At 57.0% G+C, this 21,650-nt stretch carries 20 protein-coding genes, 1 tRNA gene and 1 other RNA gene; 13 read left to right on the plus strand and 9 right to left on the minus strand.

Features of this window, described 5'->3' with window-relative positions; all coding sequences use genetic code 11:
- The first annotated feature begins 84 nt into the window (after positions 1–84).
- The 6 genes from ACHZCX_RS12360 to ACHZCX_RS12385 all read left to right on the plus strand — a co-directional run bounded on the left by ACHZCX_RS12360 (position 85) and on the right by ACHZCX_RS12385 (position 5,116).
- Positions 85–888, plus strand: coding sequence for a Nif3-like dinuclear metal center hexameric protein (locus ACHZCX_RS12360; RefSeq protein WP_319587532.1), 804 nt, complete (start codon positions 85–87; stop codon positions 886–888).
- Between the two features lie 127 nt (positions 889–1,015).
- The gene (locus ACHZCX_RS12365; RefSeq protein WP_319587533.1) at positions 1,016–1,744 is read left to right on the plus strand and encodes a C4-type zinc ribbon domain-containing protein; all 729 of its coding nucleotides are present in this window, start codon (positions 1,016–1,018) and stop codon (positions 1,742–1,744) included.
- The gene (locus ACHZCX_RS12370) at positions 1,734–2,357 is read left to right on the plus strand and encodes a ribonuclease HI family protein (protein WP_319587534.1); all 624 of its coding nucleotides are present in this window, start codon (positions 1,734–1,736) and stop codon (positions 2,355–2,357) included. Before ACHZCX_RS12365 ends, ACHZCX_RS12370 begins: the two co-directional genes overlap by 11 nt.
- A 39-nt stretch (positions 2,358–2,396) precedes the next feature.
- Positions 2,397–2,766, plus strand: an RNA gene (gene rnpB, locus ACHZCX_RS12375) — RNase P RNA component class A.
- A 12-nt stretch (positions 2,767–2,778) separates the two neighbouring features.
- Positions 2,779–3,984, plus strand: a complete 1,206-nt coding sequence (gene ispD / locus ACHZCX_RS12380) for a 2-C-methyl-D-erythritol 4-phosphate cytidylyltransferase (RefSeq protein WP_319587535.1) — start codon at positions 2,779–2,781, stop codon at positions 3,982–3,984.
- Complete coding sequence (locus ACHZCX_RS12385; RefSeq protein ID WP_319587536.1) at positions 3,971–5,116, plus strand: M20/M25/M40 family metallo-hydrolase; 1,146 nt, start codon at positions 3,971–3,973, stop codon at positions 5,114–5,116. Before ispD ends, ACHZCX_RS12385 begins: the two co-directional genes overlap by 14 nt.
- 13 nt (positions 5,117–5,129) lie before the next feature.
- On the opposite strand, the gene selD is transcribed toward ACHZCX_RS12385, so the two are convergent.
- Positions 5,130–6,194: a selenide, water dikinase SelD gene (gene selD, locus ACHZCX_RS12390; RefSeq protein ID WP_319587537.1), complete on the minus strand. Its 1,065-nt coding sequence runs from the start codon at positions 6,192–6,194 to the stop codon at positions 5,130–5,132.
- A 206-nt stretch (positions 6,195–6,400) separates the two neighbouring features.
- Between selD and purF the strand changes: the two genes are divergently transcribed.
- From purF to ACHZCX_RS12415, 5 genes are all read left to right on the plus strand, one after another.
- On the plus strand, positions 6,401–7,831 hold the full coding sequence (purF, locus tag ACHZCX_RS12395; RefSeq protein WP_319587538.1) for an amidophosphoribosyltransferase: 1,431 nt from the start codon (positions 6,401–6,403) through the stop codon (positions 7,829–7,831).
- Positions 7,832–7,852: 21 nt separating this feature from the next.
- Positions 7,853–8,047 carry a ferredoxin gene (locus ACHZCX_RS12400; RefSeq protein ID WP_319587539.1) on the plus strand — a complete coding sequence of 65 codons (195 nt, stop codon included), beginning with the start codon at positions 7,853–7,855 and terminating at the stop codon, positions 8,045–8,047.
- Between the two features lie 132 nt (positions 8,048–8,179).
- Positions 8,180–9,259 (plus strand): hypothetical protein, encoded by a 1,080-nt coding sequence (locus ACHZCX_RS12405; protein ID WP_319587540.1) that lies wholly within the window; start codon positions 8,180–8,182, stop codon positions 9,257–9,259.
- Positions 9,256–11,817: a cytochrome ubiquinol oxidase subunit I gene (locus ACHZCX_RS12410; RefSeq protein WP_319587541.1), complete on the plus strand. Its 2,562-nt coding sequence runs from the start codon at positions 9,256–9,258 to the stop codon at positions 11,815–11,817. The genes ACHZCX_RS12405 and ACHZCX_RS12410 overlap by 4 nt, the downstream gene beginning before the upstream one ends.
- A gap of 66 nt (positions 11,818–11,883) precedes the next feature.
- Positions 11,884–12,477, plus strand: a complete 594-nt coding sequence (locus ACHZCX_RS12415; protein ID WP_319587542.1) for an NnrU family protein — start codon at positions 11,884–11,886, stop codon at positions 12,475–12,477.
- Positions 12,478–12,525: 48 nt separating this feature from the next.
- On the opposite strand, the gene ACHZCX_RS12420 is transcribed toward ACHZCX_RS12415, so the two are convergent.
- The 7 genes from ACHZCX_RS12420 to ACHZCX_RS12450 form a co-directional block, all read right to left on the minus strand.
- The gene (locus ACHZCX_RS12420) at positions 12,526–13,821 is read right to left on the minus strand and encodes an outer membrane protein transport protein (RefSeq protein ID WP_319587543.1); all 1,296 of its coding nucleotides are present in this window, start codon (positions 13,819–13,821) and stop codon (positions 12,526–12,528) included.
- 648 nt (positions 13,822–14,469) lie between these two features.
- Positions 14,470–14,555 (minus strand) — tRNA-Leu (locus ACHZCX_RS12425).
- 8 nt (positions 14,556–14,563) lie between these two features.
- Positions 14,564–14,938, minus strand: a complete 375-nt coding sequence (secG, locus tag ACHZCX_RS12430; RefSeq protein WP_319587544.1) for a preprotein translocase subunit SecG — start codon at positions 14,936–14,938, stop codon at positions 14,564–14,566.
- On the minus strand, positions 14,935–15,690 hold the full coding sequence (gene tpiA, locus ACHZCX_RS12435) for a triose-phosphate isomerase (protein ID WP_319587545.1): 756 nt from the start codon (positions 15,688–15,690) through the stop codon (positions 14,935–14,937). The genes secG and tpiA overlap by 4 nt, the downstream gene beginning before the upstream one ends.
- Before the next feature lie 63 nt (positions 15,691–15,753).
- Complete coding sequence (locus tag ACHZCX_RS12440; RefSeq protein WP_319587546.1) at positions 15,754–16,929, minus strand: phosphoglycerate kinase; 1,176 nt, start codon at positions 16,927–16,929, stop codon at positions 15,754–15,756.
- Positions 16,926–17,384 carry a ribosomal protein S18-alanine N-acetyltransferase gene (gene rimI / locus ACHZCX_RS12445; RefSeq protein WP_319587547.1) on the minus strand — a complete coding sequence of 153 codons (459 nt, stop codon included), beginning with the start codon at positions 17,382–17,384 and terminating at the stop codon, positions 16,926–16,928. Before rimI ends, ACHZCX_RS12440 begins: the two co-directional genes overlap by 4 nt.
- The gene (locus tag ACHZCX_RS12450) at positions 17,381–18,601 is read right to left on the minus strand and encodes a glyceraldehyde 3-phosphate dehydrogenase NAD-binding domain-containing protein (RefSeq protein WP_319587548.1); all 1,221 of its coding nucleotides are present in this window, start codon (positions 18,599–18,601) and stop codon (positions 17,381–17,383) included. Before ACHZCX_RS12450 ends, rimI begins: the two co-directional genes overlap by 4 nt.
- 302 nt (positions 18,602–18,903) lie before the next feature.
- Here ACHZCX_RS12450 and sfsA point away from each other — a divergent pair, with 302 nt between their 5' ends.
- Both sfsA and queC read left to right on the plus strand, forming a co-directional pair.
- A complete protein-coding gene (sfsA, locus tag ACHZCX_RS12455; protein WP_319587549.1) occupies positions 18,904–19,602 on the plus strand; it encodes a DNA/RNA nuclease SfsA in 699 nt (232 codons plus the stop codon).
- Positions 19,603–19,619: 17 nt separating this feature from the next.
- Positions 19,620–20,309 carry a 7-cyano-7-deazaguanine synthase QueC gene (queC, locus tag ACHZCX_RS12460; RefSeq protein WP_319587550.1) on the plus strand — a complete coding sequence of 230 codons (690 nt, stop codon included), beginning with the start codon at positions 19,620–19,622 and terminating at the stop codon, positions 20,307–20,309.
- A 21-nt stretch (positions 20,310–20,330) separates the two neighbouring features.
- On the opposite strand, the gene ACHZCX_RS12465 is transcribed toward queC, so the two are convergent.
- The gene (locus ACHZCX_RS12465; protein ID WP_319587551.1) at positions 20,331–21,605 is read right to left on the minus strand and encodes a dihydroorotase; all 1,275 of its coding nucleotides are present in this window, start codon (positions 21,603–21,605) and stop codon (positions 20,331–20,333) included.
- Between the last annotated feature and the right edge of the window lie 45 nt (positions 21,606–21,650).

The raw sequence follows: 21,650 nt of genomic DNA on the forward strand, positions 1-21,650 counted from the left end.
GCAACAGCGGGGCATTGAAAAAAATGCCTAAGAAGAGGTACATCTCCCAAAAGATGTGCCTCTTTTTCTTTATTGAGTAACAGCGTGCCTATAGTTCGAGATTTTCTTACAATTCTGCAGCACATTACCCCGGATTACTTAGCCGAGGAGTGGGACAATGTCGGTCTTCTGGTCGGCGATCCGCAACAGCCGGTGCGCCGCGTCCTTATGGCGCTTGATCCCACCTGCGCCCTGATCGATCAGGCCCGCAACGGGCAATACGACTTGATTATCACCCACCACCCCATCATTTTTCGGCCCCTGAAAGCAATCCGTACCGACACCCCAGCGGGCAGATTCATCACCACAGCCGCCTGCGGCCACATGAGTGTTATCGCTTGCCATACCAACCTTGATTCGATCCAAGGGGGCGTCAGCGATCATCTTGCTCAGGCTTTGGGCCTGGTGGATTCTAAACCCCTTGTCCCTTCCCGCAAGGGTTGTGATCTTGATTGCGGCCTCGGCCGTCTCGGCATCTATCCCGCACCGATAACTGCCGATGCTTTTCTTGCCAGAATCCGGCAGACCTGCGCCCCGCCGTGGATATTGGAAGCCGGGCCGCGACCCGACCGGGTGGCGACCGTCGCTGTCTGCGGTGGCTCCTGCTCCGACCTTGCCGAAATCGCCTTTGACCTGGGAGCGGACGTCTATCTTACCGCCGAGGTCAAGCACTCCGTGGCCTGCTGGGCAGCGGACGCTGGCCTATGGCTGCTGGACGCCGGTCATTTTGCCACCGAGAGCCCGGCTATGATTCTTTTCAGAGATACCCTACGACAACAAGCCACCGACCGCGAGTGGAATGTGGTTATCGACACGGCAACCCAGTTACCGCCCCTCCGGCTGACATGAACCGTCCATCGAGACCATCCGCACACGCGCCGATCAAGCCGCAACACCCGGCCCTCAAGCCGACTCTTTGTTATACCCCCCCTCTCACCTTTTTTAACACTAGACATACCGATCGAGGAGCTCATCATTGAAAGAGGAAATACTCAAACTTATCAAGCTGCAGGCAATCGACAGTGAAATTGCCGGGTTCGACCACACCATCGCCAAACATCAGGCGCTTGTTGCCGGTCGCGAACAGGCGATAGCCGAAAAGCAGGAGGCTATTGCCAATTTCCGCACCAAGATCGAGCTGCTCAATCAGAAGCAGGTTGAAACCAAGGCCGAGCACGACGATGCTGGAGCGCGGGTCAAAGACCGGCAGAACAAAATGATGCAGGTCCAGACCAGCCGGGAGCACCAGGCGCTGCTCAAGGAAATTGAGGAAAACAAGCGACTGGTGAAGGAAACGGAAGAGCGTCTTCTCCAGTTCATCGAGCAGATCGAGCTGTTGGAAAAAGAAGTCGATACCTTGGATAATCTCTGCGCCGGTGAGCAACAGTTGCTGGCGGAAGAGATCGAAAACGTCGACAAGGAAATCAAGCGGATCGATGTGGCGAAAAAATCTGTAATCAGCCAACGCGAGGTCGAGGCGTCGTTGCTGCAAGGCCCCTACCTCAAGCGGTACACCATGCTCCTGACCAGACGCGACGGCTTGGCTGTGGTGGCGGTCAACGAAAATGTCTGTCAGGGCTGTTACATGGCTTTACCGCCGCAGCAGGTCATCGAAGTGCGCAAGGCGGAGACATTCAACCTCTGCCCGACCTGCCAACGCATCCTCTATTACAAGGATTCCGAGGAAACCGCTGTTGACAAATAAGCTGCCGACGCGGGATCAGGTCCTGCAGCGGCTGGCGGAACAGCTCGACGATACCACTTTGGAGCGCATCTTTCCCGGTCAGTGTCCCGACAGTATCCGGCAGATCGCTATTGGCACCCCGTCAGGAAAAAATATTGCGATTGATCGTTTCCCGCCGCCTCCTGCTCCAACGCCCCTGGCGAATGCTCAGGAAGGGCCATCGCCGAGCGGCCGGTGCCGCCTCTTCACCGACGGCGCCTCCCGCGGCAATCCCGGTCAAGCCGGGGCTGGCGCAGTGCTTCTGACCGAAAACGGGGAGGAACTGGCGACCCGTTCGGTCTACCTTGGCACCTGCACCAATAATGTCGCCGAATACAAGGCATTGCTCATCGGCCTGGAGGAAGCCCTGCGGCAGGGATGCTCCGAGCTTACCATCGCGCTTGATTCAGAACTGATCGTCCGTCAGATTCAAGGGCGGTACAAGGTGAAAAACGAGGGCCTCTTGCCCCTGTTCCAGCAGGTGCGGGAACGACTGGCACGGTTCGGGAAATGGTCGGTCACCCATGTGCCGCGGGCGCAGAATGCTCGCGCTGACCAGCTGGCCAACCAAGGTATTGATCAGAAAGACCGTTAAAGGGTTGGGCGTGTTCCTTTAACAGGTCGTCACAAGGTAAGGGGTGAATGCATGATCGCTCCGGCGTAAACCGGAGAGGAAAGTCCGAACACCATAGGGCGCGGTGGTTCCTAACGCGAACCTCGGGTAACCGAGGGAAAGTGCCACAGAAAATACACCGCCGATGGGACGCGCAAGCGTTCACAGGTAAGGTTGAAATGGCGAGGTAAGAGCTCACCGCCCCCATGGTGACATGGGGGGCAGGGTAAACCCCACCGGGTGCAAGACCAAATAGGGAGGCGTTTGAGGGCGGTCCGCCTGAAGCCTCCGGGTAGGTTGCACGAGGTACCGGGTGACCGGTATCCCAGTTAAATGATCATGGTCCGTCCTCGGACGGAAACAGAATTCGGCTTATAATTCACCCCTTTTTTCTCACGCACACGTGCCCAGCAATACTCTTCAACTTCCACCGGCCGGGGTCATCATTCCGGCCGGCGGCATCGGCGCCCGCTTCGGCCCGGCCCTGCCTAAGCAATTCCTTGATTTGGCCGGTTTGCCCATCCTTGTTCGTACCTGTCGGGCTTTCCTCGACCTGGAAGCCATCCGCTGCCTGGTGGTGGCCGCTCCCGCCGATTTCGTGCAGCACACCATCGATCTGCTCCACACCCATTTGCCCTCAAGTCAAACGGACCGGCTCCACATCACCACCGGTGGCGCGACCCGTCAGGATTCGGTGCGGGCCGGACTGCGCAAGCTGCCCGCCGAGATTGACTTGGTCCTCGTGCATGACGCCGCCCGACCGCTGGTGGATCGGGCAACCATCCTTCGCTGCCTTCATGGGGCCTCGCAATTCGGGGCGGTGATTGCGGCCGTGCCGGTCAAGGATACCCTGAAAAAGGTTTCTTCTTCCGGAATAATCGAAAAAACCATTGACCGCTCCGGTCTCTGGCAGGCCCAGACGCCGCAGGCCGCGCAAAGGCCGCTCCTGGAGACGGCCTTTGCCGAGGCGGAACGCACACACTTCATCGGCACCGACGAGGCCTCACTGCTCGAGGCCGCCGGGATTCCGGTACGGGTGGTCGAAGGGAGCGAGCGCAATTGCAAGATCACCCGACCCGAAGATTTGCAGGTGTCTTTTGCCCTGCTGACCAAGGAACGAACCATGAAAATAGGACACGGTTTTGATGCCCACCGGTTGGTTGCCGGCCGCAAGTTGATTCTCGGCGGGGTGACCATCGACTTTGAGCAGGGGTTGGACGGTCATTCCGATGCCGATGTTGTGGCCCATGCCCTGACCGACGCCCTGCTCGGCGCACTGGGCGAAGGTGATATCGGCCGCCACTTCCCCGACTCCGACCAGCAATACAAGGGCATCGACAGCCTGCTGCTGCTCACCCAGGTGTGCCAGCTCATGGCAGCGCGACATTATCGCCTGGGCAATGCCGATCTCACCATCGTCTGCCAACGCCCTAAACTGGCACCGCATCTTGCAGCGATGCAGGCCAACCTCGCCCGCTGTTGCCAGGTTGCGCCGGAGGCCATCAACGTCAAAGCCACCACCACCGAAAAAATGGGATACACCGGACGGGGCGAGGGCATCGCCGCCCACGCCGTTGTCCTTGTGAGGTCAGATCATGGAAGTAAATAGAGAACGACTGGCAGCCAATTTCACCGAGCTCTGCGAAATCGACAGCCCTTCCCGCCGGGAAGGCCCCATCTCGCAACGTTTGCAGCAGATTTTCCGCGAACTCGGCGCGCTGGAAATTATTGAAGACGATTCGAACGGCCGCACCGGTTCGGAATGCGGCAACCTGGTTATCCGTTTTGCCGGCGACCTTGACGTCGCGCCGATCTTTTTCAGTTGCCACATGGACACGGTGCAACCAGCCGAGGGCGTCCGGGTCAAACGGATCGGTGATCTTTTCACCAGCGCCGGCGACACCATCCTGGGCAGCGACGACAAATCCGGGATTGCTGCCTGCATCGAGGCGATGCAGCTCCTGCGGGAAACAAAACGGGCCCATCGCCCGGTAGAGTTCGTCATCACCACCTGCGAGGAGATCGGTCTCGTTGGCGCCAAGGCCCTGGACCCGAACCTGGTCCAGGCCAAAGAGGGATATGCCCTTGATTCCAGCGGTTTTGCCCGAGTGATCACCCACGCACCGGCCGCCAACCGATTGACCATCACCGTCAATGGCGTTGCCGCCCATGCCGGACTCCATCCGGAATGGGGTGTGAGCGCCCTCATCCTCGCCGCCCAGGCCCTGGCCAAGGTCCCCAATGGACGCCTCGACGAAGAAACCACCGCCAATTTCGGCACCATCAACGGTGGTGCCGCCTCGAACATCGTTCCGGAAATGGTGGTGATCAAAGGCGAGGTACGCAGTCATTCGATGGAAAAACTGGAGCGCGTCACTGGAGAAATCCGGGAGATCTTCAAGAGTACGGTGGCCGCCTGGACCGACCCAACCGGTTCGGCCAAGGGAATGCCTTCGGTGAGTGTAGAGGTCCGTCAGGATTTCCCGATAATGCAACTCTTTCGGGAAGACCAAGTGCTCCGGCGGGTGGAAGCGGCGGCCCGATCAATCGGCATGGAGTTGACTTATGAAAAGGCGGGGGGGGGGAGTGATGCCAATATTTTCAATGGCCACGGTCTAGCCACGGCGATTATCGCCACCGGCATGACCAATGTTCACTCCACCCGCGAACAGGTGGAGCTGCAAGACATGGTTGATTTGACCCGGCTCTTGATTGCCCTGATGACCGAGGAGTCCTGCTGAGGGCTTTTTGCCCTCAACCGATAAAGAGCAGTCCCGGATCAGCCCTCCGCACCTCGCCGATAATCCGGCACTCCGGCACATAGCCCCGGTGTCCGAGCATTGCGCACAGCTGTTCCGCCACATCCCGCTCCATGGCCAACAGCAGGCCGCCCGAGGTCTGCGGATCGTAGCCGATCATTTCCAGAGAATCCATTTCAGGCAGCCCGGAGCGAACCCACTGACTGTAAAAGCTTCGATTGCGGTAGGCGCCCTCAGGGATGATCCCCATATCGGCAAAATCGCGCACCTCCGGCAGAATCGGCAATTCCGCCTTGTCAACATGGATGGACACACCGGAGGCCTCGGCCATCTCATGGAGGTGGCCAAAGAGACCAAATCCGGTGATGTCGGTGCACCCGTGCACGCCTCCCCGCATCCCCTCGTTCTCGTTGAGAATTTCCATGGGCATCCGGTTGAGGGTCGCCATCAATTCCACCAATTGCCGCTGCATTTCCGCCCCGGCCAGACCGCCTTTGATGGCCGTTGACAAGATACCCGTTCCCAAGGGTTTGGTGAGCAGCAGCACATCACCCGCCCTGGCTCCGCCATTCAGCAGCACCCGGTCCGGATGCACCAACCCGGTCACCGACAGACCGTATTTCAATTCCTGGTCCTCGATGGAATGGCCGCCAACCAGGAGTGCCCCCGCTTCCCGGATCTTTGCCAAGCCGCCTTCCACCACCTGCCGGAACACCGATGAATCCATGGACTTAGCTGGGCAGGCCAGAATATTCATGCACAAGAGCGGCCTGCCGCCCATAGCGTAGACATCCGATAAAGAATTGGCGGCGGCAATCCGCCCGAAATCATGAGGGTCATCGACTATGGGCGTGAAAAAATCCAGGGTCTGGATCAGGGCGGTGGTGTCGTTGAGACGATAAACCCCGGCGTCGTCGCAGGTCTCCGTCCCCACAAGCAGATTGGGATCACGCGGCAGGTCAAGTCCACACAGTATCCGGCCCAGGTCCCCCGGGCCCAATTTGGCGGCTCAGCCCGCAGCCTTGACGGTAGCGGTCAATTTGATGGATGTGGAGTTCACTCTCTTTCGCCTGGAAAAGATGGGTCGGTTGCCCTCGATGCAATATTCTGCGAGAATACCCGATATTTTGTTGAAAAAAAACGTGTAATCTGGTTGTACATAATCTTCTTAAAGATCGCTGGATCGACAAAAGTACAGGCACAAGGAAATGTTCTTTGTGCCTTTCGATTTTTTGGCGCATCCTGACAATATTGTAGGCAAAGGATATGAACACGTACGTACCGGAACAGAAACTCGCGGTAAAACCCAGGCATGAATGTGGTATCTGCGGGGTTTTTGGTCACCAGGATGCCGCCAAGCTCGTGTATTTTGGCCTCTACGCCCTCCAGCACCGCGGCCAGGAAAGCGCCGGCATTGTGGCTGGAGACGGCAAAAAAGTCTTGATCCACAAGGAAATGGGACTGGTTGCCGATGTCTTCAACGAACGCACCCTGCAACGTCTTCCCGGCCATCTGGCCACTGGTCATGTCCGCTATTCCACCACCGGCGAATCGAACATCATCAACACCCAACCCTTTTTAGCCACCCACAAGGGATTGCCGATCAGCGTCGCCCACAACGGCAATCTGGTCAATTCCATTGCCCTGCGGCAGCACCTGGAGCAGCAGGGTTCGATCTTCCAGACCACCATGGATAGCGAAATCGTCATCCATCTGATGGCTCGCCACATGGACCGGGGGCTGCAGGAAGCGATCAAAACCACCTTCTCCTGTATCCAGGGGGCGTACTCGCTTTTACTCATGACCCCGGATACCATGATTGCCGTCCGCGATCCCAACGGCTTCCGGCCGCTCTGCCTCGGCGTACTCGACAACGGCGCCTATGTGGTGGCCTCCGAGACCTGCGCCCTGGATCTGATTGAGGCTGAATATCTGCGAGAGGTCGAACCGGGCGAGGTGCTGATCATCAACGAACAGGGCCTGACCTCTCTTTTCCCCTGGGCCCCGGCGCAGAAAAGTTACTGCATCTTCGAGCATGTGTATTTCGCCCGGCCCGACAGCGATGTCTTTGGCTTCAACGTCTATGCCGCCCGCAAGCGGATGGGTGAGATCCTGGCCACGGAGGCCAAGATCGAGGCTGATTTCGTCATGCCCTTTCCCGATTCCGGTAATTACGCGGCCATCGGCTATTCCAAGGCCTCGGGCATCCCCCTGGAGATGGGGATGATCCGCAACCACTACGTCGGCCGCACTTTCATCCAGCCGACCCAGTCGATGCGCGATTTTTCCGTCCGGGTCAAGCTCAACCCGGTCCGGTCGCTGTTGAAAGGGAAGCGGGTGATTATTGTCGAGGATTCGATCATCCGGGGCACCACCGGCCGCAGCCGGGTCAAGTCGCTCCGCCAGGCTGGAGCAGCGGAGATCCACATGGTGGTCAGTTGTCCGCCCACCCGTCATGCCTGTTACTACGGCATTGACTTCCCGTGCAGCGCCCAGTTAGTCGCTACCGGCAACACCGTTGAGGGCATCCGGGATTATCTGGGGCTGGATTCCCTCACCTATCTCAGCGTCGAGGGGATGGTGGAGGCCACCGGCCTGACCAGCGACCATTTTTGCCTGGCCTGCTTCACCGGCGAATACCCGATTGAGCCGGACAAAAATTTCACCAAGGAAGCTTTTTCCGGGTGCGGCTGCTGAGTTTCTCCCCCACATCCACCGATGAACGCCATCATTATTGACAGCTACCGTTGCAGCGGTTGTGCGACCTGTTGCGAAATGTGTCCCGATGTTTTTCTCCTTGATCCGCTGACCGGCAAGGCCGAATTGATCGACCCCGACCAAGAGATAACTGCGGCTATTCTTCAGGCTGCGGCCTTTTGTCCGGAAAAATGTATTCTTTTCCCTGATGAATAGGAAAAAGCCTCTATAATACGTCGCATTCCATTCTTTCTGCCCTTCATCGTTCCTTCGATCCCGGCGGTCGAGACGCGTACTTCTCTGCCCGGTCCCGAAATCGGTGACTCCTAAGCACCAAAGGAAGCCTGCATGGATCCCGCCGCGCTCATCCCCACCCCGGATGCCATCCCTGTTTCCTGGGGCTGGTTCCAGTGTTTTTTGCTCCTTACCTTTTTCCTTCATATCCTCCTGATGAACGTGATGTTCGGCACTGCCTTCATCGCTTTTGTCAGCCACTTCCGCCATAATGCCCAAACAGCACCCTGCACCGAGGTCGTCTCCGGCAACCTGCCCTTTACCATCGCTTTTGCCGTCAATTTCGGAGTGGCACCGCTGCTTTTTGTTCAGGTCTTGTACGGTCACCTCATCTATGCCAGTTCTATTCTCATGGCGGTCTTCTGGTTGTCGATAATCGCCCTGCTTGCCGGTGCCTATGCTCTGGCCTATGTCTATAAATACCGGTATGCGCATCTGGGGAGCGGTCGACTTCTGGTCTCCGGTCTGATCACCCTCCTGCTGCTGGTTATTGCCTTTTTCTTTGCCAACAACCTCAGCTTGATGCAGACGCCAACGAACTGGAGCCGCTATTTCGACCACCCCCTGGGCCTTCTACTCAGCCTCGACGACCCCATGCTTCTGCCCCGTTATCTCCACTTCATGGTGTCTGCGGTGGCTGTCGGCGGCTTGGCCATCGCCCTCTCTTTTCACTGGAAACAAAAGAAGGGTGATCAGACCGCTGGCCCTTGGGTGGCATACGGTTGCCGCTGGTTCAGTTATGCGACAATGCTCAATCTTGCCGTCGGACTCTGGTTTCTTGCGGCCCTGCCCAAAGAAATACTCACCACCTCAACCACCACCAGCCTGCTCCTGCTGATGACTTTGGGTGGGGGCATCGTGCTTGCCGTGCCGGCTATCATCCTTGGATTGTCCGCCCGTGTCATGCCGGCGATCTCGTGCACTCTGGGTACGATAGCCCTGATGATCCTGGCCCGCAGCCTGCTGCGCACTGCCCTGCTGGCCCCCTGGTTTTCGGTCTCGCAATTGCCTGTCAGTCCAGCGTACTCGCCCCTTTTCTTCTTCCTCTTCTTTCTGGTGGCAGGGCTGGCCTTGATCGCCTGGATGATACGGTTCGTCCGTAGTTCCTGTGCAGAGGGCGATGTGCACCTATGAACTACCCGGTCTGGCAGCTCGACTTTTTCGGCGGCGGATTTTTGGTCGTCCTGATTGCTGTCTTCCACGTCTATATCTCCCATTTCGCAGTGGGCGGCGGACTTTTCCTGGTCCTGGCCGAACGCAAAGCCCATCGGGAAAACAATCCGGACATCCTGGCATATGTCCGCAAACATGCCCGCTTCTTCCTCCTGATCACCATGGTGGCCGGCTCCATGAGCGGTGTGGGCATCTGGTTCATCATCTCCCTGCTCAACCCTGCGGCCACCTCGATCCTGATCCATACCTTTGTCTTCGCCTGGGCCTCGGAATGGGTTTTCTTTCTCATCGAGATCGTGTCCCTCTTTCTCTATTACTACACCTTCGGCCGGATGGACCACCGCCGGCACCAACTGATCGGCTGGATCTATTTTGGCTCGGCCTGGATGTCGCTCTTTCTTATCAACGGCATCATCGGCTTCATGCTCACCCCCGGAAACTGGCTCCAGGATTCCAGCTTCTGGTCGGGATTTTTTAATCCAAGCTTCTGGCCTTCGCTTTTTTTCCGTACTTTTTTTGCCCTGATCATCGCCGGACTATTCGGCCTGGTGACCGCGACCTGGCTTAAGGATGCCCACCTGCGGACCACCATGGTCCGCTTCTGCGCCCGCTGGCTGCTGCTGCCCTTTCTGTTTTTTGTCGCCTCCGGATATTGGTACCGGGCCGCGCTGCCGCCCGAATTGCAAGAAATGATCTTTGCCCGTATGCCTTCGATGCGGCTCTTCGTCGACGGTTTTTTCCTTTGCTCACCGGTCCTGGTGCTTGGCGGCCTGCTGCTGGCCATTCGTTTGCCGGCAGGTTTGAGCAGATCGCTGGCCGTTCTGCTCCTGCTTCTCGGCCAGATCTACATGGGCTGTTTCGAATTCATCCGCGAGGGAGGCCGGCGTCCCTATATCATCCGTGATTTCATGTATTCGACTTCCATCCTCAAAAAAGATGCGACCCGCTACCAATCTGAAGGTCTCTTGAGGACAGCCAAGTGGTCGCGTAACCAGGAAATCACCGAAACCAACAAGCTAGCGTCTGGCCGGGAGCTGTATAATCTGCTCTGTCTGTCCTGCCACGCCATCGACGGGCCCATGCGTGACATCAAAAAACTGACCGCGCCTTATACTCCGAGCGGCCTTGACGCCATGATCAGCGGTCTACATATCTTCCATCCCGCCATGCCACCCTTCAACGGATCGGTCAAGGAACGTGGAGCACTGGCCTCTTTTATCGCTCACGGCCTCAATGGCCGCAGTGATCCCATCCCGGTGCAGCTTGCGGAAAAAAAGGTTGAGATCCCGGCCTTTGATCCCAAGACTGATCAATTTGTCCTCCTTGCCTGGAGTCCCCTTGGCATGCACTCCGTTGCCGAGGTCAAGGGTTTGCTGTCGCTTCTTCCACCAGGCAATACCCTTCAAGCACAATTAATCCAACGGGGCGAGACTCCGGAAATCGTTAATCAAGGCGTCACCCTCAGCTATAAAGTGGAGGATGGGTTTGCTGGTGCAGATGAAAAAACAGCGCTCTCCGGCGTTCTGATGCCGGAAGAGGATGTATTTACAACCGAAGAAAGAGCCCTGCTTTTCATCTCAAAACACGGGTTCGATCCCTACCCGGTGGTCACCATCGAAGCGAGGGACGAAAACGATGTTCTCCTGGCCACAACCAAGGTGGTAGCGCCTGTCCCCATGGAGATGGGCTGCAGCAACTGCCACGGCGGCTCCGGACGGTTGAATGATCAGGCTGGCTTGAGTCGAGAAACGGCACTGAACATTCTCGCGACCCATGACCGTTTCAGTGCCACCGCTCTGCTGTCCGCCGCCCAAAGCGGTAAGGCGATTAGGTGCCAATCCTGCCATGCCGATCCACTGTTCCGAGCCGAAGGCGACAAGGCCAGGCTCAATCTTTCTGCATCGATCCACGGATTTCACGCCAACTATCTCCGGGGGAGAGCGGCTGAGGCCTGCGCTCTCTGTCATCCCTCCTCTCCTACGGTTGCCACCAGCGGCCTGCGCGATATTCATGCCACTGTCGGCTTGGACTGCACCAATTGCCATGGCGGCATCGAAGATCACGCCTTGGGCCTGTTGCGACATGAGCAGCAAGAGGGCAAGGGCCAAGTCAACGCACTCATGGTGCATCTGACACCCAGCATTTCGAAAGGTTTAGACAAAATAGCGCCACGCAAGCCTTGGATCAATCAACCCGACTGCCTTCACTGTCATGTCGATTACCAGCCCCCTGAGACCGACACGGTCACTCACACCTGGACCAAAGATGAGCAGAGTCTCTACAGTCACCGCACCGACGAGAGCGGCCGCCTGTTCTGCGCGGCCTGTCACTCCAGCCCGCATGCGCTCTACCCGGCGGAAAACCCCTACGGCGCACAGCTGAATACCCTGCAGCCTCTCCAGTATCAACAAAACCCCTTGCCCTTGAGTTCAAACCGCAACTGCGCGGTTTGCCATACAGTGGCAATGGAGGATGAAATGCACCACACTAATATTCTGCGGGATTTTCGTAATGAGTAGGCTGGGTGGGTTGAAAAATCGAAAAAAGAACCAGGTGACGAATGCCCCTGGGAGCGAGCAACGGCAATGCTCCTGTTGATGAGTCTTTGGCTGGGTTGGTGCACCTTGCATAGCCTGCTGATCTCCACCTGTGTTAAGCGATGGTTTGATCATCGGGGAGGCCTTTGGCTCGGGCTTTACCGGCTCGGCTATGTCTGCTTTTCTCTTTGCACTCTTCTGCCGCTGCTCTGGTTCACGGCCACCCTGCCGCAACAACCATTCGGCGTGCCCCCCAGTTGGCTGCGAGGCGTTCAATGGATGCTCTTGCTCTATGCCCTGTTGCTGTTCGTTGGCGGTCTGCGTGTCTATGACCTGCAGACCTTCCTCGGCCTCCGCCAGTGGCGCGATTATCGGACCGGCCATACAAGCTTCCCACCGGGATTCAGGAAGACCGGTATCCTCCGCTATGTCCGCCACCCCTGGTACAGTGGCGGCATAGCTCTGCTCTGGTCGTTGCCGGCACTCACCGATGTCACCCTTGTCACGAGGTCTATTCTCTCCGCCTACTTGATCGTTGGCGCCCTGCTCGAAGAGAGGAAACTGCGGAAAAGTTTAGGCGAGCCCTACCTGTCTTACTGCCGGGAGGTGCCGATGCTTTTACCCTGGAAATTCGGGCGCTGAGCAACGCATTGCTTCATCTCAGAAAAGCATCTCGCGAATTGAACTCGATCAAAAGGTGGTAATCACACCAAGGATCAGCGCATGAGCGCCGCCCTCGGTAAACTTGCCGTCAATGCCTGAGGTATTGGCATCAGTATCAGCGCTCACCGAACGGCTGCGAGTACGATGGTACATGTAGGATAAGCCCCATTCCGTCGCAGCCGAAGACCGGTAACGGAGACCTGTGCAATAGATCATCGCGTCAGCATCCGGTAACTCAAAGCCCAAAGTGTTGCCAGGAACCGGTGTCCGGTCATAGGCAAAACCAAAGGTGGTGGTCCAGCGATCATTCCAGTCATAGGTGAGACCGATTCGATAGGCATCGGTATCGTCCCAGTTTTTACTGACAACGTTGTCAAAAACAGCAAATGGCGGGGACTGGAAACTTCGGTCGTAGACGAAATCCAATTCTTTGAAGGAAGACCAAAAAGTTCGATCCCAGGCCAGTTCAACAGTCAGTCGATCAAAGGTGTAAGAAGTCGCTAAACTGAGGACCGCAGGCAACGGTATCCCGACATCGCCGCTGCCTGAATAGGTGGCTACTGGCATGGCCCCAGCCGTAGCCTGAAACTCGCTGTCGCCACTCAGGTCCAGGCTGACTTCAGAACGATAGGTGGCGGCTATAGACCATTGCTTGATCGGCCTTAGAGAAAACGCCAGATTATAGCCAAGTTGTGTGTCGGTTCCTTCCGAAGAACGATGCAGGGTGACGGGTGATGGTGGAACCCCTATTTCGTTTTCCACTTCACCTTTACCGTACACTACTCGTAGCCCACCACCAATACTGAGCCAATCGCTGGTTTCATATGCGAACGAAGGATTTGCTTCTATCGTGAACAAGGAGAATTTTTCAGCGTAAGCCCGAGGGAATGGCTGTTTCCATTGCTTAGACAACCCAAAGGGATAGGTCAGGGAAAACCCGTACCGTAAGTTACCGTAATGTGGGGAAGTCAAGTGGAGCAGCGGCATGTAAAAGAGCTCACGCTCCGAAGTGCCGTTCAGTAGCGCTCCCCGATTATCCTCATATTCAATACTAGGTAATTGTAGGAACGTTAAAGATGTTTCCACCTGCCATTGATTCGGCAGAAAGCTGATGTTGGCGGGGTTATAGTAGCTAGAATCAGGCCCTGGTGTAAACGCTGTGTGCGCCCCGGACAAGCCAACGGCCCCCAGTGATTGATTGGTAATACGGAAACCTGATGCTGCAGTTATTGCTGGTTGCCAGAGGATCAAAAGTATTACAATACTTATAACTGCCCATCTTCTTCGATCCTGCGCTGGGCTACCGTTCGCTGTAATCACCATACCTTCTCTCCTGTCTCTATCAGGTCAGCAATTGGCCCTCTTTACCGATTAATTATATCATCGATAAGAAAAAGAAAGATAGGGCTCAGGGGGGAAATTTTGTTGGCCAGAAGAGAAAGTAGAGTTTGATTAATCCATAGCCAACACGGCAAAATGTGTTCCGCCTCTGTTGGAACGGGGGGGCAGAGTTGTGTGTCACAGCTCACTCGTTTTCGAGGCAGCGATTTCTTTTTACTGTTTAATTTCGACAGCAGAATCAATGCCATTGGGACTTGTTTTCGGGATATGTCTCCATGGCCATTCTTTTTTCGAAACCACTGAACCGATATTTGAAGCGCCAGAGCTTACCGCTGGTTTCCTCTTACCAAGAGCATGAGTCCATCAGTGTCATACAAGGCATAGTTCTTGGCGGCGGGTTTGGCAGTTTTTAACTACTGGTTCAGATAACGGGACAATCCGTTTAGGCAGAATGGCTGGCTCCGTTTTTGGTGATACGCTATTTTGGGGTTTAGGGATATATCCCCCAAAGTATCCCCAAAGGTTGAGGATTTTAGCGTATCAAAACGGATGTGCTCGGACAACAAAAAAAGAAAAAGCCCAGTGAAACTGGGCTTTCAGTACTGCGCCGGACTTATCCGGATATTTATTTGGTGCCGAAGGCGAGACTCGAACTCGCACGACCGTGGGCCGCTACCCCCTCAAGATAGTGTGTCTACCAATTCCACCACTTCGGCACTCAATTTCATTGAGGACTGGATTTTTCTTTCGTCCCCTTGGGTATTTCTTTTTCAGGTACAGGCGAGGTGGGCATCGGCACGGCAACCGGAGGCTGTTGTGTTGGTGCTTGTTGTTCCTGTACCTTGACGTCACTCATGACCGAGCCTGAACTTTTGTGGGCAGAAAGATAGGCCAGGGTAATTGAGGTCCCCATAAAAACAATGGCGGCGAGGGTCGTAATCTTGTTCAGGAGAGGCATGGGGCCCTCGGCGCCGAACAGCGACTGGCTTGAACCACCAAAAGATGCGCCAACGTCCGCACCTTTTCCATGCTGCAACAAAACGATGCAGATGAGAAACAGGCAGACAATGGTATGGGCTACAATAATTAAGGTTATCATCTAAATCGAACGATCCGGTCAAACGATTCGGCTTTCAATGCGGCGCCGCCGACAAGCGCACCGTCTATATCCGGTTGCGCCATCAAGTTGTCAATATTATCAAATTTAACCGAGCCACCATACAGTATTCGAGTGGCATCGGCAATATTTTTCTCGTACAAGTTTGCCAGTAATTGCCGCAGGAATGCATGGACTTCCTGGGCCTGCTCCTTGGAGGCTGTTTTTCCTGTTCCGATGGCCCATACCGGCTCGTAAGCGAGCACTACCTGCGCCATTTGTTCGTTGCTGACCTTGTTCAACCCATGCCGCAACTGTTTTTCCAGAACCGAAAAGGTATTGCCGGCTTCACGGTCGGCCAAGGTCTCGCCGATGCACAGGATGGGCTGAATGCCCCCATTCAAGGCTCCATGCATCCGGCGGTTGATCATGGCGTCGTCCTCGCCGAAGATCTGCCGCCGCTCGGAATGGCCGATTATGGCCAGGTTGACCCCCAGATCCTTGAGCATGACCGGAGATATCTCCCCGGTGTACGCCCCCTCCTTTTCCCAGGCAATATTCTGGGCGCCAATCAGAAGGGGACTTCCTTTGACAGCGGTGCAGACTGAGGCGAGCGAGGTGAAGGCGGGGGCAATCATGACGTCGCGGTCCGGGCAAGCCGCGCAAGATTCAGCAACAGCTTGCGCCAACCGCACGGACTCGGCAAGGGTCAAATGCATTTTCCAGTTTCCTGCTATGAATGGTCGCCTCTTCATGGAAGTCTCCTTGTCGTGCGATGAGGATTGGAGGGATGCTGCTGCATTGTTTCGGCTCCAGGATTATTCCAGGGCCTTGATTCCAGGCAGGATCTTGCCTTCCATCAGTTCCAGGAAGGCGCCGCCGCCTGTCGACATGTAGGAAATATTCTCGGCTTCTCCGGAAAGGGTGATGGCGGCATTGGAGTCGCCGCCGCCGGTAACGCTCAGGGCATGGGAGGCCGCCACCGTATGGGCGAGGGCCATGGTGCCACGGGCAAAGGCGTTCATTTCAAAGGCGCCCATGGGACCGTTCCAGACGATGGTTTTGGCATCGGCCAACACCTCGTTGAAACAGATGACCGAGGCGGGGCCGATGTCAAGGGCCATCCAATTTTCCGGTATATCCTGGATGGTGACCTGCTTGCAGACCGCATCCGGGGCAAAACGGTCGGCGGCAATCACATCGACCGGCAGGTATATTTTGATCTGTTTTTCCTTGGCGCGGTGCAGCAGATCGGCGGCGGTGGTCAGGAGGTCATCCTCCACTTTGGAGGTGCCCACCGCATAGCCCTGGCTTTTCAGAAAGGTGTTGGCCATGGCGCCGCCGATAATCATCTTGTCGACCCGTTCCAGCATGTTCTGCAGGGCCTCCAGCTTTCCCGAAACCTTTGCGCCGCCGACAATGGCCACCAGCGGCCGTTGCGGGTCGTCGAAGGAGCGGTGGAAGTATTCCATTTCTTTTTGCAGGAGAAATCCGGCTGTTTTCTCTTTGACGTACGCGGTGACTCCGACCACCGAAGCATGGGCGCGATGAGATACGGCAAAGGCATCGTTAACGTAGACATCGGCCAGCGCGGCCAGTTGCCGGGAGAACTCGGGATCGTTTTTCTCTTCCTGCGGATGGTAGCGAAGGTTCTCCAGCATTAGGATCTCGCCATCCTTCAGCGACTCAACCGCAGCCGCGACTTCCGGTCCGATGCAGTCGGCGGCAAGCGGCACCGGCTGACCCAGCAGTTTGGCTGTGTAGGCCGCCACCGGCGCCAAAGAATATTTCTCCACCCGCTGCCCTTTCGGCCGTCCCATGTGGGTGCAGAGGATGACCCGTGCCTTTTGTTCCAACAGATATTGCAGAGTCGGGAGAACCGTCTTGATGCGCAGGTCGTCGGTGATATCCCCCGCCTCGTTCATGGGGACGTTAAAATCGACCCGCACCAGTACTCTTTTTCCTGCGAGGGTAATATCCCGTAGTGTTTTCATGATGCATCACGCTCCTTGTCGAGGAAATGTCTGCACATCAGCAGGGCATCCTCAACCGGTTGACTGTAGTAGTGTTTTCGTGTTCCCACGTTGAGGAAACCGGTCTTTTCATAGAGATGGAGCGCCGCCTTGTTGGAGCTTCGCACTTCAAGAAAGCAGGTTGCGTACCCCTGGCGGGAAAAACCGGTAAACGCATGGCTGAGCAGGGCAGCGGCCACACCCTGGCGTCGGCATTCAGGAGTGACGACCAGGTGCAGCAGCTCGCATTCCGGGAGACAGGTTCTGAAAAAGGCGTAGCCGCAGATCTGCTGGTCGCATTCCGCCACCAACGCAACACCGTTGCCAACCTCTGTTTCCGCCCGCAACTGTGCTTCGCTCCAGGGAGCGGGCATGGCCGCTCGCTCGATCCGGAGTACTGTGGGCAGATCGAAATGCTGTAAAGGCCGGACAATCACACCATCCGTTCGGCCACCGAGACCGTCAATTCGCCGAGCATGTTGGTGTAGCTGCCCAACTCATTGTCATACCAGCCGTAAATGACCGCTTGGGTGAGCGGCACCTCGAGGATGGGCGGGGTGGAACCGGCATCAAACTTAAAATTTTTCAGATTTTGCAGGTTGACCCGGATGGAGGCTGTTCGGGTATGGATTTCAGTGGATTCGATCACCACCGCCGCCTTGGGCATGCCGAGGATATCGGAAGAGACATTCTGCTCAGTTGAATAGACCAGATATGGGCTGGTTTTGGCATATTCCTCATAGATCGAATTGAGCAGGGTGCGTTTTATCGGGTTGTCGAGCTCATCCTGCAGGTTGAGCACCAGGACGATCAGAGAGCCGGACGAAGTCGGGATGCGCACCGATTCAGCGATGAAACCGATGGATTTCATCTCCGGAATCACCAGCCCCAGGGCCTTGGCGGCACCGGTGGTGGTGAGGATGATGTTGTTGAGGATGGAGCGATTTTTGCGCAGATCGGCGGCGCCGGCTCCTGGCAAACGATCCAGGACCTGCTGGGAGCCGGTGGCGGCATGCACCGTGACCATGGAGGCGGACAGCATCCGGTCGGCGCCGAAGTGATCGAGCAACGGCTTGATCATATAGGACAGGCAGGTGGTGGTGCAGGAAGCGGCGGAAATGATGCTGTGGCGGGCTGGATCGTAATCGTCGTCGTTGATGCCCATGACCGTGGTCACGGCATCTTCGGGCATGTCCAGACCCTTAGCCTGAATCTTAAAAGGAGCAGACACCAGGACCTTTTCCGCGCCGGCCTGGAGGTGGCCGCGGACCGACCCCTTGCCCTCGGCGGGATCGGCGGTGGGATCCTTGAAGACGCCGGTGGTGTCGACCACCAGCCGCACCTGGTTGGCCTGCCAATCGATATCCTTCGGATTCCGGGCCTTGCGAAGGAAGGTGACCGGTGTGCCGTTGATGGTCATCGAGCCCTTCTCTTCATTGAGGTTTTCGATCACCCGGCCACCCTTGCAGCCGTGGAGGTAGTGGCTGAGCCGGCCGTAGGTGGAGTCCTTCTCGATGGAGGCGGCAATATCCTCAAGCCCCGAACCGACATTTCTGCCCAGATTGACGACGATTTCAGAAAAAAATTGGCGGGAGACCTGATTCCACAACGACAACTTACCGATTCGTCCAAGACCATTCAGTCCGAGTTTCATAAGGCGATTCTCCTTTGCGGTTGGATTATGGGAGAGAACTTGTTATATGCCGAAAAAGATTGGGTCTTGCGCGTCCGGCTGAACGGTCCGGGCAAGATATTTTTTCTTCAAGAAAACCGTCTAAGTATAACAAAAAACGAGGAAGTCGAAAGCATAACCTTGCGGCGGCGCTGAAAGCCCTCTTTTTCTCTGTCGAGCCGTCTGGTGAGCAAAGCTCTCAAGTGCTATAAAATACATGAGTTGCGCAAGAAATACCAGTCTCACACCGCTGTCTTCCAAGTTTTTCCCCCTTTGAATCCGCCATGCTCCTCCCGACTCTCTGTCAAACCGGAATCCTGGTCAAACGGTACCAGCGTTTTCTCGCCGACGTGCTCCTGGAGGACGGGCAAACGCTGACAGTGCATTGTCCCAATTCCGGTTCCATGCGCGGCTGCTCAACGCCGGGCAGCGAGGTGGTGATCAGCCGTTCCGACAACTCCAAACGCAAATATGCTTGGACGCTGGAAATGGTGCGGGAGCAGGGCGTCTGGATCGGCGTCCATACCGGGCGCACCAATCATCTTGTCCGGGAAGGATTGGAGAGCGGGGTGATCGACGATTTCGGCAGCATCCGGATGATCACCCCGGAGGTGGTTGTGTCCGAAAAAAGCCGGCTGGACTTTCTTTTGGAAACCGAGCAGGGCAGGGTCTACCTAGAAGTGAAAAACTGTTCGCTGGTGGAAAACGGCATCGCCTTTTTTCCCGATGCGGTCACCACACGCGGGGCTAAGCACATCCACGAGCTGGTCCGGCTGGCCGAGGCCGGATTCGGGGCGGCCGTACTGTTTTGCGTCCAGCGCGGCGATGCCGACCGGTGTAAGCCGGCAGCCCATATTGACCGGGTCTACGCCGAGACCGTTGCCTGGGCGATGAGTCAAGGAGTGCGGTTTTTAGCCTACCGGGCAGATGTCCAGCCCCAGGCAATCCGCATCAGTCAAAAAATGCCTTTTTCCCTTTTCTGAGGTCCAACGGAGTGATCATGAACGAACAACAAGCAGTGGTGCTCCTCAGCGGCGGCCTTGATTCCACCACGGTCCTGGCCATTGCCCAATCCCAAGGATTTGTCTGCAACTGCCTCAGTTTTCAATACGGTCAACGGCAATCAATTGAGCTGGAGCGTGCCCGGATAATCTGCCGCAACGCCGGGGTTGCCGGCCATCTGGTGCTCCGGGTCGATCTCGATGCCATCGGCGGTTCGGCTCTGACCACGGATATGGCGGTCCCCAAGGATCGGCCGTTCAACGAAATGGAACAGGAGATCCCCGTCACCTATGTCCCCGGCCGCAACATCCTCTTTCTGGCGCATGCCCTTTCCTGGGCCGAGGTGTTGGGGGCCGCCGATATTTTCCTGGGGATTAACGCGGTTGACTACAGCGGCTATCCGGATTGCCGGCCCGAGTTCCTCCGGGCCTTTGAGCAGATGGCTAATCTGGGCACCAAGGCGGGCGTAACCGGTAAGCCTTTTCGCTTTCATGCGCCGCTCATCCATCTGCGCAAGCAAGAGATTATTGTGCAGGGGCTGGCCTTGGGAGTGGACTATGGTTTAACCCACAGTTGCTACGATCCGGTCGGTGAAAAGGCCTGCGGCCGTTGTGATGCCTGCCGACTGCGGCTGCAAGGATTCCGCGAAGCCGGCTTGATTGATCCGGCCCCCTACGTCAACGGGTAATTTTTGAGATTTTAGGAGGATTCAGGCAAGCAGGTTGTGGCGGATGGCGCCGCCAACCATGGTCAGTACGGCTCGGCCTTGCAGGGGCCAGCCCAGGAAGGGGGTGTTGCGGCTTTTGGAGACTACCTGATCGGTGGAATAGAGAAACTCCCGCTCCGGGTCGATCAGGGTGATGTCCGCTGCCCCCCCCGGACTGAGCGTCCCGCCCGGAATGCCGAGGATACCCGCTGGATTGACTGCCATCAGCGCAACCAGCCGTTGTGCGTCGAACACCTTGTCGCGCACCAGGGCAAGCGCCAGGGGCAGGGCGGTTTCGAGGCCAATGATACCGTTGGCCGCTGCGTCGAACTCCAGTTCTTTTTCCAGAATGGAATGGGGGGCATGGTCGGTGGCGATTGCGTCCAGAGTGCCGTCGGCCAGGGCGGCCTTGATCGCTTCCCGGTCCGCCTCCGAGCGCAGGGGCGGATTCATCTTGGTATTGGTGTCGTAGCCAAGTACGGCCTCGTCGGTGAGGGTAAAGTAGTGCGGCGCGGTTTCCGCAGTCACCCGCACTCCCCGGGCTTTTGCCGCCCGGATGAGGTCTATGGCCATGGCTGTACTCACATGGGCGATGTGCACCTTGGTGCCGGTAAATTCGGCCAGGGCAATCTCCCGGTAGACCATGACCGATTCGGCGGCGGTGGGAATGCCTTTGAGCCCAAGCCGGGTCGACACCGGTCCCTCGTTCATAACCCCGGTGCTCAGGGCGGCTTCTTCACTGTGCGAGATCACGGTCAGGCCGAAATCCGAGGCATATTCCAGGGCCCGGCGCATCAACTGACTGTCGCGGACTGGGCGGCCGTCATCGGTGACGGCCACAACCCCGGCTGCTTGCATCTCGCCGAATTCGGCCAACTGGTGACCCTCGCTGCCCTGGCTGATGGCCCCCACCGGATAGACCCGGACAGCGGCTTCAGCTGCCCGGTCAAGGATCAAGGCAGTGACGGCGGCGCAATCGTTCACCGGCTTGGTGTTGGGCATGCAGGCTACGCCGGTGAACCCGCCGCTGGCTGCCGCTCGTGCACCCGAGAGAATATCTTCCTTGTACTCATCGCCCGGTTCACGCAGGTGGACATGCATATCGATCAGACCCGGAACCACCCAGCAGCCTTGGGCGTCGATTTCCTGGGTGTCAGCGGGGATGGGCTGGCCCGGTTCGGCGATGCGGCCGTCGATCACCAGCAGGTCGGCGATGCCATCAATCTTGTTGGCTGGATCGATAATCCGGCCGTTTTTAATGCGCCAGGTCGTGTTCATCGGCAGCGAGCCTCGAAAAAACAGGAAAGAGTGAGCAGCCGGCAG

The sequence above is a fragment of the uncultured Desulfobulbus sp. genome, from assembly GCF_963662935.2.
Classification (GTDB): domain Bacteria; phylum Desulfobacterota; class Desulfobulbia; order Desulfobulbales; family Desulfobulbaceae; genus Desulfobulbus.